This is a genomic window from Aggregicoccus sp. 17bor-14 (assembly GCF_009659535.1).
In the GTDB taxonomy this organism is placed as follows: Bacteria; Myxococcota; Myxococcia; order Myxococcales; family Myxococcaceae; genus Aggregicoccus.
On sequence record NZ_VJZZ01000017.1, the window covers coordinates 14,591 to 28,778 of the forward strand.

The following is a 14,188-nucleotide window of genomic DNA, read 5'->3' on the forward strand; positions in this document are numbered from 1 at the left end:
ATGCCCCAGAGTCTCAGCTTGATCATGCCGCCCGAAGCGAGCCCGGAGCGGCTCGTCTCCTGCCTGCCGGACTCGCTGCGCTCATTTCTGACCTCTGGAGAATCGGACGTCGAAGGGTTCCAGCTACACGGGCCGGAGTACGACTGGTACGTGGAGCACCAGGACGCACCCGTCTCCGCTGGCGTAGGCCTGCGCAGACCGGGTGACGGGTACGTCCTCCCTCTCGGTCCGTCGAGCGCGGCAGAGCTGCAGCGGATGAGACGTGGCTCGCATATCTGGTACGTCCATGTCAGCGAGGCCAGCGAGCCCGAGCTGAGAGCCATCGCCGTCGAGGAGTACCAGGAGCACGAGGCGCTTCCTCCTGAGCTGCGCGCTTCGCTCGAGAGTTGCCACTTCTACGCCTGCAACTTCAGCGATGTGAATGTCGTGCGCTGGGTCCTGCTCGAGCTGTTTCCAGTGCTTCCGTTCGAGCTCCGCAGCCTCTGGGTGCATGACGACTACGGCCGCTTGCTCCGTGGGGATACCTTCCTCGCGCAGCTCCGCTCCGAGCAGTGGGACTGGCGCCACGCCTGACCCAAGGTCCCATGGCTGGCATCCCGTGACGCCGTTAGCCCCGAGCTGAACCCAGCTCAGGAGCGGTGGCACATGATCCTCGTCACGGGAGCGACTGGAACCATCGGTGGAGAGGTGGCACGGCAGCTGATAGCGGCAGGCGTCCGGCCGCGGCTGCTCGTGCGAGACCCGAAGAAGGCCCGCGAGTTCGAGGGCAAGGCGGAGCGGGTCCAGGGAGACCTCGCGAAGCCGGAGTCGCTCGATGCGGCCTTCAAGGGCGTGGAGAAGCTCTTCCTGGTGAGCGCGGGCGTGGACGGCCGCACGCTGGAGAAGAACGCCGCGGCGGCGGCGAAGCGCGCGGGCGTGAAGCACATCGTGAAGCTCTCGGTCATCGGGGCGGACCAGCCCGAGCTCGTCTTCTCGAAGTGGCATGCGGAGATGGAGCGCGCGGTGCGCGACTCGGGAGCCGCGTGGACCTTCCTGCGGCCCGGCAACTTCATGTCCAACGCGCTCTTCTGGGTGCAGAGCATCAAGGACCAGGGGGCCATCTACGAGCCCACGGGGCAGGGGCGCTACGCCTCCATCGACCCTGCGGACATCGGCGCCGTCGCCGTGAAGGCGCTCACGCAGAAGGGCCACGAGGGGCAGGCCTACACGATGACCGGCCCCGAGTCGCTCAGCGTGGGGCAGGTGGCCGAGAAGCTCTCGCGCGCGCTGGGCAAGCCGGTGAAGCACGTGGACGTGCCGCCCGAGGCCGCGCGCGAGGCGATGCTCAAGGCCGGGATGCCCGCGCCCTACGTGGAGGCGCTGCTGGACCTCTCCGCCTTCCTCAAGGCCGGCAAGGCGGACGTCGTTCTACCCACGGTGGAGCAGCTGCTCGGGCGCAAGGCGGGCACCTTCGACGACTGGGCGAAGCGAAACGCGGCGGCGTTCCGCTAGCCGGACACTTTGATCCACGCGCCGTCCGGCTCCCGGACGGCGTGTCTCGCGCCGCTGACGGGAGGGGCGCGCGCAAGTGCCTGATGTGACACGGGACGCGTCCCGGCACTGCGGCTGCACTGAGCCTCGGGTCCACCCGAACCGAGGTTCCCCATGTCCCAGGTCTCCTCCGCCTCCAGCTCCCGCGAGCCCGTTCCCGCCTGCTTCCCCGAAGACGGCGCTGCCGGTGCGCCTCCGTCCCCGGATGCGAAGCCCTCCGGCAGTGCCCCTCAGGCTGCGCCGCGCAGCGCGAGCACGCCTTCGGAGCCGAACCCCGGCGCGAACGCGCCCGGGTCCTCCGCACCTCAGCAAGCCGCAAGCTCCGCGCAGGGTGCACCGCGCGGCGCTGGCGCGCTTCCTTCGGAGGCGAGGGCCGCCGCAGGCACCGGCACGGCGCAGCCCTCGGCGGCGAATGCTGCCTCGGGCGCCGGCCGCACCCAGGCGGCGCAGGCCAGCACGGTGGAGACCTACCGCCGGGATGATTCCCAGCGGAGCGCGCTGGGCTCGGGGCTCGAGCGCGTCTACCGGGCCGCGCTCGAGCAGGTGCCGCCCGGCGCCACGCTGCGCTACGGCCTGGAGGCCACCGTGCGGGGCGAGCTCGCGGGTGAGCTCGCCGGCACGGTGACGGTGAAGCGCGCGCAGGACGGCCGCTACGAGGTCACGCTGCAGAACCGGCTCGGCGTGGGGGTGGGCGCTGGGGCGGGGAAGGAGAGCGTCGATGCGCTCATCGGGACGAAGGGCGCGCTGACCCTGCACTTCGCGAGCGCCGCGGAGGCGGCGGACCGGCTCGCCGCCCTGTACCAGGTGAATGCGATGACCAATCCCCTGGGCCAGGCGCTGCGGCTCGTCGGAGCGCTGGATGCGGATGCAACGTCCCGCGCCGGCGCCACCGCGGCCCACAACGTCCAGTCCTTCGAGCTGGGGGCCTACGGCGCGCTCAAGGGGAAGCTGGATGTGGAGGTTGCCAAGCTCGGCTTCAAGGCGGTGGGCGAGGCCCGCGTGCACGTGGACGTGGCGCGCGGCCGGGTGTCCTTCGAGGTCGCGCAGCAGGTGCAGGGCAAGCTCCCGGGGCTCGAGCTCGAGGGCTCCCTCGGCGGGCTCGAGGCCAAGGCGTCCCCGGGGCCGGGCGGCGAGCTGAAGCTGCAGAACACGCTGCGGATGGAGGTGACGCTGCGCCCCGGGGAGCTCGCCCTGGTGCGCGAGGGGAAGCTCGACCCCAGCGCCCTGCTCCAGCCCGACCGCGTGCGCACCCGCGTGCTGCAAGAGGTGAGCGGCGCACTGGGCGACGCGCAGGTGCACGCGCGCCGCGAGCTGCCGGTGAACGGGACGCTGCCGGAGGGGCTGCTGCATCCGGAGCAGGGGAGCTGGGAGGTGAGCGGCTCGCTCGATGACTCCACCGGCGGAGAGGTGAAGCTGGAGACGGGCGTCGTGGACCTCAAGGCGGAGCTGCACCTGTCGCGGCCGCTCTTCGACCACGGGGCCCGCATCCTCACGCTCGCCGAGATGAACGACGCGGTGCTGCGCGAGGTGCAGGAGCACCAGCGCGAGGAGGCGCTCGTGCGGGCGCAGCTCGCGATGGGGCGCCCGCACTGACGTCGCGCGCTCGCGTCGAAGCGCAGCAGGTGGGTGGCCCGCGCGTCGTGCGGGCCACCCACCGGCCTTTACGGAGTCAGCGCCGGCGCTTGGGCAGCAGGCGGTTCATCTCCCGCCCCCAGCGGCCGAACTGCTTCTCGCGCCGGTGCTGCTCCTGGCGCGCGAGCCCGTCCTGGCGCGCCGCCTGGTGCCGCTGCTCGCGGGCGAGCTTGTGCAGGCTCGCGAGGCGCCCCTCGTCGAGCGCGCCGCTCGCCACCGCTTCCTGCACCGCGCAGCCCGGCTCGTGGGCGTGCGTGCAGTCGCCGAAGCGGCAGCGGGCCGCGAGCGCCTCGATGTCGGAGAACACGCTGCCCAGCGCGCTCTCCTCGCTCCACAGCTGCAGCTCGCGCAGGCCCGGCGTGTCCACCAGCGTGGCGCGCGAGCCGTCCTCCAGGCTCACGGGCACCAGCTCGCGGCGGGTGGTGGTGTGGCGGCCGGTGTCGTCCGCCGCGCGCACCCCGCCGGTGGGCAGCCGCTCCTCGCCCAGAAGGCGGTTGATGAGCGTGGACTTGCCCACGCCCGAGGAGCCCACCACGGCCACCGTGAGGCCCGCACGGAGCCGGGTGCGCAGGCCCTCGAGCCCGCGGCCCTCGAGCGCGCTCACCGCGAGCACGGGGACGTTCGGGGCCACCGCCTCGAGCTCGGCGACGCGCGCGTCCAGGTCCGGGCAGAGGTCCGCCTTGCTGAGCACCACCACGGCCTGCGCGCCACCGGCCTGCACCGCCACGAGGTAGCGCTCGACGCGGCGGGGGCTGAAGTCCTGGCCCGCGGCAGTGACGACGAACACCGTGTCCACGTTGGCCGCGAGCACCTGGGCGTGGGTGCGCCGGCCGGCCGACTGGCGCACGAGCTGGGTGCGCCGGGGCAGCAGGTGGACGATGCGCGCGGGGGCACCGGGCTCCACCGCCACCCAGTCGCCCACGGCGGGGCGCTCGGGCGAGGTGAAGGCGAGCCTTCCGGCGAGCACGGCCTCGGCCTCGCCCGAGGCGCCGAGGGTGAGGTAGCGCGCGCCGTACTCCTGGGCGATGCGCGCGGGGACGAGGGAGGAGTCGCAGAGGGAGTCGAGGGACTGCTGGACGTCAGGGCCGAAGCCCAGGTCGAAGAGGGAGAGCAAGGCGCACTGCTCCTGCGGAGGGCGGTTCAGGACCCGAGGCCATCCGGTGCAGCGCCCTTCTTCGTCCGCAGGGGTGGAGCGTCAGCGGCCGGCGGCAGTGCCCGGAGAGGAGGCCTCGATGGAACGCAGCAGGCTGTGGGCATCCATGGGCACCTCCGGGGCAGGCCGCGCGGGCCTTCAGCGCGCGCGCTTGAGGATGTAGTCCAGGCCGCCCACGCGGTACCAGCGATATCCGTAGCCCTCCAGCTCCACGCGGTGCTGGCCGCGGCCGTCCGCCTGGCTGTGCTCGCCGGAGAGCAGGTTGGCGAGCGTGCCGCCATCCGCGCCCCCCGCGCCGAAGCTCACCGCGCGCGCCTTGGGGTCCAGGTTGTGCAGGAAGAGCACGCCGTTGTTGCGCCAGTCGTAGCGCATGGCGAGCACCTTGGGGCTGCTCGTCTTGAGGATGCGCCAGGTGCCCCAGCCCACCTCGGGGCACTCCTTGCGCGCGCGGATGATGCGCTCCATCCAGTTGAGCAGCGAGCTGGGGTCGCGCTTCTGCTCCGCCGCGTTCACGCGCGGGTAGCCGAAGGGCCCGTCCGAGATGACGGGCAGGATCGTCTTCTTCGCCGTGGAGAAGCCCGCCTGCGGCTCGGTGGACCACTGCATGGGCGTGCGCGCCGAGGCGCGCTCCTTGAGCGAGAGGTCCTCGCCCATGCCGAGCTCGTCCCCGTAGCGCAGCACCGGCGTGCCGGGCAGGGTGAACATCAGGCTGTAGGCGAGCTCGAGGCGGCGCCGGTCCCCCTCGAACATCGGCGCGAGCCGGCGGCGCAGGCCGCGGTCGTACAGCTGCATGCGCGGCTCGGGGCCGAACTCGTCGTACACGCGCTGGCGCTGCTCGTCGGTGAGGCGGCCCAGGTCCAGCTCGTCGTTGTTGCGCAGGAAGTGGGCCCACTGCGCCGTCTGCAGGTCGTGCCGGGTGCGCTCGAGCGCGCGCGCGAGCGGCCGCGCGTCCGCCGTGGCCAGCGAGGCGAAGAGGTTCTGGTTCACCAGGAAGTTGAACATCATGTGCATCCGGTCGCCGCGCTCGCCGAAGTAGTCCAGGTCGTTCTTGGGCAGCACGTTGGCCTCGGCGAGCAGGATGGCGTCCCCGGAGCGCCACTGCAGGAACTCGCGCAGGGAGCGCAGCATCTCGAAGTTCTCGGTGCTGGGGCCGCGCGCGTCCTCCTTCTGGATGACGAAGGGGACCGCGTCCACGCGGAAGCCGGAGACGCCCAGCTCCAGCCAGAAGCCCACGATGCGCTGGATCTCCTCGCGCACCTGCGGGTTGGACGTGTTGAGGTCCGGCTGGAAATCGTAGAAGCGGTGGAAGTAGTAAGCCTTCGCCTTGGGCTGGTAGCTCCAGGTGGACTTCTGCACCCCGGGGAACACCATCCCCTTGTTCGCCCCGCGCGGCTTCTTGTCCGCCCACACGTACCAGTCGCGGTAGGGCGACTTCGGGTCGCTCACGGCGGAGCGGAACCAGGGGTGGCGGTCGCTGGTGTGGTTGACCACCAGGTCCATCATCACGCGGATGCCGTGCTTCTTCGCCTCGTGCGAGAAGTCCACGAAGTCGCCCAGCGTGCCCAGGCGCGGGTCCACGCCGTAGTAGTCGGTGATGTCGTAGCCGTTGTCGCGCTGCGGGGAGGGGTTGAAGGGCAGCAGCCAGACGGCGTTGACGCCGAGGCCCGCCAGGTAGGGCAGCCGCCGCGTGAGCCCCTCGAAGTCGCCCACCCCGTCGCCGTTCGAGTCCATGAACGTCTTCACGTCGAGGCAGTAGACGGTGGCGTTCTTGTACCAAAGGTCGTCGATCACGTTCGTCCACTCCGGGGCGCGGCCTGCGGGAGCGCAGGCGGCAGGGCTAAGCCTGCGCGCAGGCCGCGGCAAGGCGCGCACCCCGGGAGCCGCACGGGAGGAGCACCGGGGCGTTGCTCGCCCCACACTCGCGCCCCGGCGCACGCGGGCGCCGGAGCACCCGGCCCCTTTTTTTCCTGCGCCCGCGTCCTGTGGAAAGGTCTGGTGACCATGTCCACCTCGCTCGCCCTGTCGCTCCTCGTCCTCGCCGGGCTCCTCCTCCTGCTGCGCTTCGGCAGGCGGCTGCTGCTCCGCGTCGCGGCGCGCGCGCTGGGCAGGGCGGTGGGGAAGGCGGGGCTGGACCGCACCCCGGCCACCCTCACCCTGGAGCCCGGCGGAGAGGCGGCGCTGGCCGCCGATGCGAAGGCCGTGCGCTGGACGCAGGAGCTGCGGGCCGAGGGCTTCGTCGATGCGGGCGCCCACACCGCGCACGAGATGCCGGGCGTGGCGCTGCGCCTCCTCACCCATCCGGCCGAGGGCTTCCTGGGCGTGGTCTACGTGCACCCGCGCGCGGGCAGCTGGTGCGACGTGGTGGTGCGCGCCGAGGACGGCTCCACCACCACCTGCGTCAACCGCGCACCCACCGGGCTGAACCCGCGCCCCGGCCACCCGAGGGTGAATCGCCCGGGGGCCTCCGCGCACGAGCTGGTGCAGGCGGCGCGCGAGAGCCTCGCGCCCGCGCTGCGCAGGCCGTATGCGCCGGACACCGCCGCGCGCGACATCATGGACGCGTACGCTCAGGAGCTCGCCTGGCGCCGCGGCCGGGGCGTGAGCGCCGAGGAGGTCGCGCGCGTCGCCGCCGCCCGCGGCACGCGCCGGCGCTGAGCCGGGTGTTCACTGCTGCTCAGAGGCGCGCGGCCCTCGCACCTGCGTGCGATGACAGCCACCGTCCAGCTGACTGAATCGGCGACAGGGGTGTCTGGATTTGGAGCGCCCGTGCGCCGCCGCCCAAACCACCGGGAAGGCGGTGCTTTGGACTTCAAGCGTCCTGAATCTTGACGATGCCCGGGCCCGAGGTGGAGCGCGCGTGCTCCACCTCGCCCGGCGCCCCTCCCTCTGCGGGCCCCGGTGGCCCGGCAGTTGCTCGGTGGCGAGGCGCGCTGTCCGCGGCTGACACGGCGTCAGGCGGCGCGCACCCCCCGAACAAGGACGAGGCAAATGCTCAAGAAGACCGCATTGATCGTGATGAGCTGTGGCGCTCTGCTGGCGGGCTGTGGCGGTAGCGAGGAGGCCGAGCAGCAGCAGATCATCTCCAACCTCGTCGAGGCCGGCTTCCCCGAGAGCGACATCCTGGTCGCTGACGGCAAGGTCATGGTCGGCGGCGACGCCGAGGCCACTCTCGAGTCCACGCGCGAGATGCTCCAGACGGACCGCAACGTCCAGGAGCAGTACCGCACCACCAACCTGGTGGGCACCAGCGTGACCAAGATCTGCATCAACCCCACCTCCACCTTCAACAGCTACAGCCGCCTCAGCCAGGGCCTCGACCTGGCGATCGCGAACTACAACGCGCTCGGCCTGCGCATCTTCTACGCGCGCGGCCCGACGACCGGCTGCACCTTCACCATGACCGCGCAGACCACCTCGGGCGCCGGTGGCTCCTCGGGCTTCCCCTCCGGCGGCAAGCCCTACGGCACCATCAACATCGGCACCGGCCTGCAGAGCTACAGCGTGGACGTGAACGAGCACGTCATCACGCACGAGATCGGCCACACCATCGGCTTCCGTCACTCGGACTACTACAACCGCGCCATCAGCTGCGGCGGCTCGGCGAGCAACGAGGGCGCGTCCACCGTGGGCGCCATCCTCATCCCCGGCACGCCGAGCACGGCCACCGTGGGCGGCTCGGTGATGAACAGCTGCTTCCGCTCCACCGAGACCGGTGAGTGGACCAGCACCGACAAGACGGCGCTCAACTACCTGTACTAATCTCGCGACATGGCGCGACGCCCCGCAAGTGCAGCACTGACTGAGTGGGGCTCGCTCCTCGCGGGCGCCGTCCTCCTGGGCCTCCTCGGCTGTGGGAAGGCGGCGCCTGCGCAAGCGCCGGATGCGCTGGTGTGTGGCCATCCGAAGCGCCAGCAGGCGCTGGGCGAGGTGCACGCGCAGACGCAGTGCGGCCCCACCCTCGACTTCACCCCCGTCAACAGCTACCAGGGCGACCTCTCGGACATCATGGACCGCGAGGATGCGGTGGCGCTGCTGGACGGGCGCTGCACCGGGACCCTCGTCCAGGCGGCGGCCGGGCCGGTGGTGCTCACGGCGGGCCACTGCACCGCGCTGGGGGACCGGGTGCTCGCGGTGTTCAACTTCGAGGACGCGCCGGACGGTGATCCGCTCATGACCGAGGGCACGGTCATCGAGCAGTCGATGGACCCCGACTACGCCCTCATCCAGCTCGACCAGCTGCCCCACGTCACGCCGCTGCAGCTGACCTCGCTGCCCACCGAGCGGCTGGCGATCATCCAGCACCCGCGCGGCCACCCCAAGGTCGTCGCCGAGGGCTGGTACGAGGACGCGTGCGACGACCTCGTCTACTACTCGGACCTGGACACGCTCGTGGGCAGCTCGGGCGCCGCCATCCTCAACCGCCACGGCTACGTGCTGGGCGTGCACACGGACGGCGACTGCGACGAGCAGGGCCACGGGACGAACCGCGGCTGGAGCGCGAAGACCGTCGTCGCGGCCTCGCCCTACCTGCAGGACTCCGACATCGCGGAGCGCTGAGCGCGTAGAGTGGGGGCAAGGAGCTCTCCCCGCATGCGCGTCCTCGGCCTCTGTCTCCTCGTCCTCCTGGGCCTCGTGCCCGCCGCCCACGCCGCCGAAGCGGCGCCGGAGGTCGTGCCGCCGCACCAGACCTTCACCCTGACGTCCAAGCGTCTGCACGAGGTGCGGCGCCTCAACGTCTACACCCCGCCCGGCTACGACGCGGCGAAGGGCGCGCGCTTCCCCGTGCTCTACATGCCGGACGGCGGGCTGCAGGAGGACTTCCCGCACGTGGCCCGGGACGTGGACGCGGCCATCCGCGCCGGCGAGCTGCGGCCGATGATCGTGGTGGGCATCGAGAACACCGAGCGCCGCCGCGACATGACCGGCCCCACCCAGGTGGCCGAGGATCGGAAGATCGCCCCGCACGTGGGAGGCTCCGCCGCGTTCCGCGCCTTCGTGCGCGACGAGCTCATCCCCGAGGTGCGCCGCCGCTACCGCACCACGGAGGCGCGCGGCATCATCGGCGAGTCGCTCGCCGGGCTCTTCGTGCTCGAGACCTTCCTCCAGGAGCCGGGCCTCTTCGACACCTGGATCTCGCTCAGCCCCAGCTTGTGGTGGAACGACGATGCGCTGGTGCGCAGCGCGCCGCAGAAGCTCGCGGGGCACCGCTCGCTGAAGGGCGCGCTCTACTTCGCCACCACGGGTGACGACACCATGGCGCCGCAGGCGACCCGGCTCGCCGAGGCGCTGCGTGCGCGCGGGGCAAAGGGCCTGCGCTGGAAGTACGAGCCGCTGCCGCAGCTGCGCCACGACAACATCTACCGCGAGGCCTCGCCGCGCGTGCTGCGCGAGTGGTTCCCGCCCGAGCCGAAGCGCGCGGGCGCCCCGGCCAAGGGCCCCGCTGCGCCTGCGGGCGGAGCCGCAACGCCCTCGCACTGAGCAGGGCCCCTCGCGCGCCGCAGGGGCTGCATGGCGCCGCGCGATGCCGACGCCGCACCTCCGCACGTCGCAAGCTCTTGAAGGATACGGAACGGGACGGGTGACTGTCGGCGCGGCCGAGCGCGGGCGGGCGTCTGCCTGCGCGGCGCTCCGGGGTGACGCGGACGAAGGCCGCTCCGGGGCATGCTCTCCGGACGACGCGGGAGGCCCCCTCCCGGACGCGACGTCGCGCGCAGCTGTTCTGGGATGTCGGGGGATTTCCGGAACAATCTACAGGGCTTAGGCCTCCCCTCCGCTCCCGCCTGGCCCGGAATGAAGCTTCCATCCAGGGCTCCGCCAAGGGCACCAGGCGGCGAGTGAGGCTTCATTCCAGGCCCCTCGAGCGGGGTCCACCCGGCGTGGAATGAAGCTTCCGCCCAGCCTTCCGCCGCGGGCGCTCGGGGGCTGGACGGAACACTTCGTCCAGCGCGGCCTCGCAGGCCTGGACCACGGCGCCGGGCGCAGCGATTGGTTCGCCCTTGGTTTACCCCGCTCGGGCGTACTGGGAGGCGTGGCGTGCCGGCAGCGCGTGGCGCCGTGCGGGGCACTGCAGCTTGCTCCCGTCCCTCCCGGTTCCCCATGAGCCTGGGCAGGGCGCGGGGGTGGCGCGCTGCCGCACGACCACCTCAGGTGCCGAACAGCGCGAGCGGGAAGGCCTCGCCCAGCACCGCGTAGCCCGCATCGTTCGGGTGCAGGTGGTCTCCGCTGTCGTACCTGGGCAGCAGGCGCGCGGGGTGCTCGGGGTCTCGCAGCAGCGCGTCGAAGTCCACCACCGCGTCGAAGCCGGTGTGCCCTCCGCGCAGCCACGCGTTGACCTGCACCCGCACGCGCTCTTTCTCCGGGCTGAAGTAGCCGGGCTTCGGGCCCACCGCGCCCTCGAAGGGGCTGAGCGTGGTGCCCACCAGCCGGATGCCGCGGCGGTGCGCGCGCGTCACCAGCTCGCGGAAGCCGGCGATGAGGGCCTCCGCGCTCACGCGCTCGGACTCCGGCGCGATGCAGCCGGGCAGGCCGATGTCGTTGATGCCCAGGCGCACGATGGCGTAGCGCACGCCGGGCTGCAGGAGCACGTCGCGCTCGAAGCGTGCGAGCGCGGCAGGGCCCAGGGCGGGCCCCACGGGGTGGCTCTGAGCGGATGGCCCGTCGCGCAGCAGGCGGTTGCCGATGAGCCCCGCGTTGAGTACACCGCGCGGTGCGCCTGGGGGACGCCGTCGCTGCAGGCGCTCGGCGAGCACGTCGGGCCAGCGCCGGTCCGTGTCCGCAGTGGAGCCATCGCCATCCACCTGCGAGTCGCCGAAGGCCACCAGCGCGGCCGCGCCGCGTGGGGCCTCGACGTCCACGCCACCCAAGAAGGGCCAGGAGTCCAGGGGCTGCGCGGCCGGCAGCTGCGCCGAGGCCACCGCGTTACCCGCGGCGGCGTAGCTGGTCCGCAGCGCGAGCAGGTGCGAGGTCCGCGCCTCGGTGGCTTCGGGAAGGTAGAGGCTCACGGCCAGCTCCGAGAGCGCGGGCACGGACAGCGGCACCGGGTCGCTCACCGCGGTGGCGCCCGCGGGCACGGTGACGCCTTCGCGTCCGGAGAAGGTGACGCGACGGTCCGTGGCGGAGTCGATGTCGGCGCCGCGGCTGCGCCGGGCCACGTGCACGGCGCCCAGGTGCAGCGGCACGGTGCCGTACGCGTTGGAGAAGCGAAGCCGCAGCTGTGCTCCGCCCGCGCTCACCCGCACGACGAGGCGCAGGGTCTGGTCCTCGTAGCGCTCCACGCTGCCCGCGGGCGGAGGCTGCGGCGTCGCCGCCCAGGTGCCGATCCACACCGTGCCCGCGGCCCGTGCCTCCGAGGTGCTCGCCCACGCGACTGCGAGCACCACGAGCAGCCGCAGCGAGGTGCTGCGCCGGGGGTGGAATTGGACGAGGTCCTGGCTCATGGGCCGCGCATCATGCGCGAGCCTCGCGCAGTGCAGTGGCAGGAACGCGCGCCCTCGCATCGCGGTCCAAGGGACGGGTGCTGCGCAGGGACCTGCACGTCAAGAGTCGCGGGTTGTGCAGACGCCTTCACGCTCCCGAGGCTCGCCGTTCATTCCTCCCATGAGACGGCCCGCTTGGCGCAGGGGCTGCAATGCCTGGACGCATGGGTCCTCATCGCGGCCTCCGAACGCTCCTGCTCTTCACGCTCCTCGCTGCGCGCGTCTCCCTGGCTCAGACCGCCGAGCCCGCCGTTGAAACGCCGCGGGAGAGGACGGCCGCGGAGAGCCCCTCGGAGCGCGATGCGGTACATCCGGAGCGGGTGGGGCTGGTTTTCGTGGGCGTTGCCGTCGGAGGGGCGCTCGGCGCAGTGACGGGCAAGGTCGTGGACCTGTCTCGCTGCATGCTCTGGTGCGACGAGGCGAAGCCGGGGAGCCACGTCCGGCTCGCCGCGCTCACCGGTGCCAGCCTCGGCGCGCTCCTGGGCGTGCTCGCCGCGTTCCCCTCGGCCGGGTCCGGCGAGCCCGCGGACCGCCGCACACTTTCTCCGCAGCTGCGGCTCGCGCCGGGAGAGGCTGGGGTGGGGCTCGCGGGACGTTTCTGAGCTGTCGCGCGCGCTACGGCGCGAGCTCGCGCAGCCGCTGCACCACCTGCTGCATGCGCGCGTGGTGGCTGCCCTCCCAGTACACGCGGCCGCAGCCGGCGCAGGCGTTGAAGCGCGGGTAGCTCGCGGCCACGCGCGGGGGCACGCGGCCCTGGACCTCCAGGGGCGTGGCGGGGGTGAGCGGCGTGTTGCACGCGAGGCAGCGGGTGAAGGGCTGCATGCGGCGCGCGAGCCGGTAGCGGCGCGCCACCTCCACCAGCTGGTGCGAGGGGTCGGTGGCGCGCGGGAAGTAGCCGAGCACCACCTCGCTGCGCTTGAGCAGGCCCAGGTCGCGCGTGAGCAGGATGCGCCCCTCGGCGGCGGAGGTGCGCGCGAGCGCGTCGTCCGGCGCGTCGTTGCGCCACAGCGCATCCAGCCCCAGCATGCGCAAGAGCCCCGCGAGCCTGCCCAGGCCCACGTCGAGCACGAAGCGCGGGCACTCCGGCAGCGGCGTCCCCACGCGCTCGGCGTCGGGCACTTCCAGGCTCTCGAAGGCGGGGTAGGCGGCGAGCCGGCCCCCGTCCTCCACGCGCGCGGCGAAGCCCACCGGCTGGCCGTCCAGCAGCAGCAGGTCCAGCTCGGGGTGCGGCACCCCGAGCGACTCGAGCAGGTCCTTCACCGAGGGGCTGCCCGTGAAGCGGTGGAGGAAGGGGGCGCCGCGGCGCGCGGGCGACACGAAGTCGTTGAGCGCGCCGTAGAGCCGCACCTCCACCTGCTTCACGCAGCCGCCTCGGCCGCAGCGGCGCGCTCGATGCGGTCGCGCCCCGCGGCCTTCGCGCGGTAGAGCGCGCGGTCGGCGGCCTCCACCAGCGCGAGGTCGGCCGCGCCCGCCGCGAGGCCGATGCTGAGGGTGAGCGCCACCCGCTCGCCGCCGCTGCCCACGCAGAAGGGCGCCTCGCGCATCCGCTCCACGATGCGCTCGGCCACGCGGCGCGCCCCCGCCTCGCTCTCGCCGGCGAGCACCACCAGGAATTCCTCGCCGCCGCTGCGCGCCACGCAGTCGCCTCCGCGCACGGACGCGAGCAGCCGCCCCGCCACCTCCTGCAGCGCGCGGTCGCCGCCCGGGTGGCCGAACGCGTCGTTCACGCGCTTGAAGTGATCCAGGTCCAGCGCGAGCACCGCCACCTGCCGCCCGGCGTGCCGCTCCAGGCAGCGCAGCAGCGCGCGGCGGTTGCCCAGCCCGGTGAGCGGATCCTGCAGCACCTCGGCGCCGAGCGCCGCGAGCCGCTGCTCCTGCTGGCGCATGCGGAACACCAGCGCCGCGATGGCGCTGTAGGCGAGCAGCGAGCTCACCACGTTGGCGAGCGGCTCCACCTCCACGGGCAGGCGCAGGCCGTGCTCCGCCACGCTCCAGCCGCTGACCGGCCCCAGCGCCACGCGCGCCAGCGTGGTGAGCACCACCAGCAGCGAGACCTCCAGGCGCTCGAGCCGGAACGCGGCGAGCGCGAGCGGCAGCCCGTACAGCAGGCTGAGCGAGAGCGGCGAGGCCACGGCCCAGTCGATTGCCACCACCCCCAGGAACAGACCCCACGCGAGCGCGCGGCCCACCGCCACGCGGTGGCGCGCCTCCGGGTCGGGGAGGTCGGGACAGACGGACGCGGGCGCCGTGCGCCAGAGCAGCGTCATCGGTGGCTCCCGGTGTGGCGCTCGAGAGACGGCGGCACGCAGGCCCACGGGCCCCCGCGCGAGGACGGCATCGGATGGTTCAAGGCTGGTACTCCCCCCGTGAAGCTGAGGTGAAGAGTACCAGGCCTGTT

13 protein-coding genes are annotated in these 14,188 nt (G+C 72.9%); 8 read left to right on the plus strand and 5 right to left on the minus strand.

Annotated elements, in window-relative coordinates:
* From FGE12_RS25480 to FGE12_RS25490, 3 genes are all read left to right on the plus strand, one after another.
* Nucleotides 1-573, plus strand: a complete 573-nt coding sequence (locus tag FGE12_RS25480) for a hypothetical protein (protein WP_153869215.1) — start codon at nt 1-3, stop codon at nt 571-573.
* 72 nt (nt 574-645) lie between these two features.
* The gene (locus FGE12_RS25485; protein ID WP_153869216.1) at nt 646-1,491 is read left to right on the plus strand and encodes an SDR family oxidoreductase; all 846 of its coding nucleotides are present in this window, start codon (nt 646-648) and stop codon (nt 1,489-1,491) included.
* 498 nt (nt 1,492-1,989) lie between these two features.
* Nucleotides 1,990-3,123, plus strand: a complete 1,134-nt coding sequence (locus tag FGE12_RS25490; RefSeq protein ID WP_153869217.1) for a hypothetical protein — start codon at nt 1,990-1,992, stop codon at nt 3,121-3,123.
* Between the two features lie 76 nt (nt 3,124-3,199).
* Here FGE12_RS25490 and rsgA read toward each other — a convergent pair whose 3' ends face one another.
* Nucleotides 3,200-4,276: a ribosome small subunit-dependent GTPase A gene (rsgA, locus tag FGE12_RS25495; protein ID WP_194798271.1), complete on the minus strand. Its 1,077-nt coding sequence runs from the start codon at nt 4,274-4,276 to the stop codon at nt 3,200-3,202.
* A 177-nt stretch (nt 4,277-4,453) separates the two neighbouring features.
* Nucleotides 4,454-6,106: an alpha-amylase family protein gene (locus tag FGE12_RS25500; RefSeq protein WP_194798272.1), complete on the minus strand. Its 1,653-nt coding sequence runs from the start codon at nt 6,104-6,106 to the stop codon at nt 4,454-4,456.
* A 210-nt stretch (nt 6,107-6,316) separates the two neighbouring features.
* On the opposite strand from FGE12_RS25500, the gene FGE12_RS25505 reads away from it, so the two are divergent.
* The 4 genes from FGE12_RS25505 to FGE12_RS25520 all read left to right on the plus strand — a co-directional run bounded on the left by FGE12_RS25505 (nt 6,317) and on the right by FGE12_RS25520 (nt 9,793).
* Nucleotides 6,317-6,970: a hypothetical protein gene (locus tag FGE12_RS25505; protein WP_153869219.1), complete on the plus strand. Its 654-nt coding sequence runs from the start codon at nt 6,317-6,319 to the stop codon at nt 6,968-6,970.
* Between the two features lie 333 nt (nt 6,971-7,303).
* The gene (locus tag FGE12_RS25510) at nt 7,304-8,074 is read left to right on the plus strand and encodes a zinc-dependent metalloprotease (protein WP_153869220.1); all 771 of its coding nucleotides are present in this window, start codon (nt 7,304-7,306) and stop codon (nt 8,072-8,074) included.
* 9 nt (nt 8,075-8,083) lie between these two features.
* A complete protein-coding gene (locus tag FGE12_RS25515; protein WP_153869221.1) occupies nt 8,084-8,872 on the plus strand; it encodes a serine protease in 789 nt (262 codons plus the stop codon).
* A gap of 33 nt (nt 8,873-8,905) precedes the next feature.
* On the plus strand, nt 8,906-9,793 hold the full coding sequence (locus tag FGE12_RS25520) for an alpha/beta hydrolase (protein WP_153869222.1): 888 nt from the start codon (nt 8,906-8,908) through the stop codon (nt 9,791-9,793).
* Between the two features lie 665 nt (nt 9,794-10,458).
* Here the strand turns inward: FGE12_RS25520 and FGE12_RS25525 are convergent.
* Nucleotides 10,459-11,751, minus strand: a complete 1,293-nt coding sequence (locus FGE12_RS25525; protein WP_194798273.1) for an SGNH/GDSL hydrolase family protein — start codon at nt 11,749-11,751, stop codon at nt 10,459-10,461.
* A 359-nt stretch (nt 11,752-12,110) separates the two neighbouring features.
* Here FGE12_RS25525 and FGE12_RS25530 point away from each other — a divergent pair, with 359 nt between their 5' ends.
* Nucleotides 12,111-12,392 carry a hypothetical protein gene (locus FGE12_RS25530; RefSeq protein ID WP_153869224.1) on the plus strand — a complete coding sequence of 94 codons (282 nt, stop codon included), beginning with the start codon at nt 12,111-12,113 and terminating at the stop codon, nt 12,390-12,392.
* 13 nt (nt 12,393-12,405) lie between these two features.
* On the opposite strand, the gene FGE12_RS25535 is transcribed toward FGE12_RS25530, so the two are convergent.
* Nucleotides 12,406-13,152: a Mut7-C RNAse domain-containing protein gene (locus tag FGE12_RS25535; RefSeq protein WP_194798274.1), complete on the minus strand. Its 747-nt coding sequence runs from the start codon at nt 13,150-13,152 to the stop codon at nt 12,406-12,408.
* Nucleotides 13,149-14,057, minus strand: a complete 909-nt coding sequence (locus FGE12_RS25540) for a GGDEF domain-containing protein (protein ID WP_153869225.1) — start codon at nt 14,055-14,057, stop codon at nt 13,149-13,151. Before FGE12_RS25540 ends, FGE12_RS25535 begins: the two co-directional genes overlap by 4 nt.
* Nucleotides 14,058-14,188 lie beyond the last annotated feature (131 nt).

Excerpts from the sequence above, each read along its gene's own strand:
- FGE12_RS25480 (WP_153869215.1), top strand. The coding sequence starts at position 1 with ATGCCCCAGAGTCTCAGCTTGATCATGCCGCCCGAAGCGAGCCCGGAG.
- FGE12_RS25485 (WP_153869216.1), top strand. The coding sequence starts at position 646 with ATGATCCTCGTCACGGGAGCGACTGGAACCATCGGTGGAGAGGTGGCA.
- FGE12_RS25505 (WP_153869219.1), top strand. The coding sequence starts at position 6,317 with ATGTCCACCTCGCTCGCCCTGTCGCTCCTCGTCCTCGCCGGGCTCCTC.
- FGE12_RS25510 (WP_153869220.1), top strand. The coding sequence starts at position 7,304 with ATGCTCAAGAAGACCGCATTGATCGTGATGAGCTGTGGCGCTCTGCTG.
- FGE12_RS25515 (WP_153869221.1), top strand. The coding sequence starts at position 8,084 with ATGGCGCGACGCCCCGCAAGTGCAGCACTGACTGAGTGGGGCTCGCTC.
- FGE12_RS25520 (WP_153869222.1), top strand. The coding sequence starts at position 8,906 with ATGCGCGTCCTCGGCCTCTGTCTCCTCGTCCTCCTGGGCCTCGTGCCC.
- FGE12_RS25525 (WP_194798273.1), bottom strand. The coding sequence starts at position 11,751 with ATGAGCCAGGACCTCGTCCAATTCCACCCCCGGCGCAGCACCTCGCTG.
- FGE12_RS25540 (WP_153869225.1), bottom strand. The coding sequence starts at position 14,057 with ATGACGCTGCTCTGGCGCACGGCGCCCGCGTCCGTCTGTCCCGACCTC.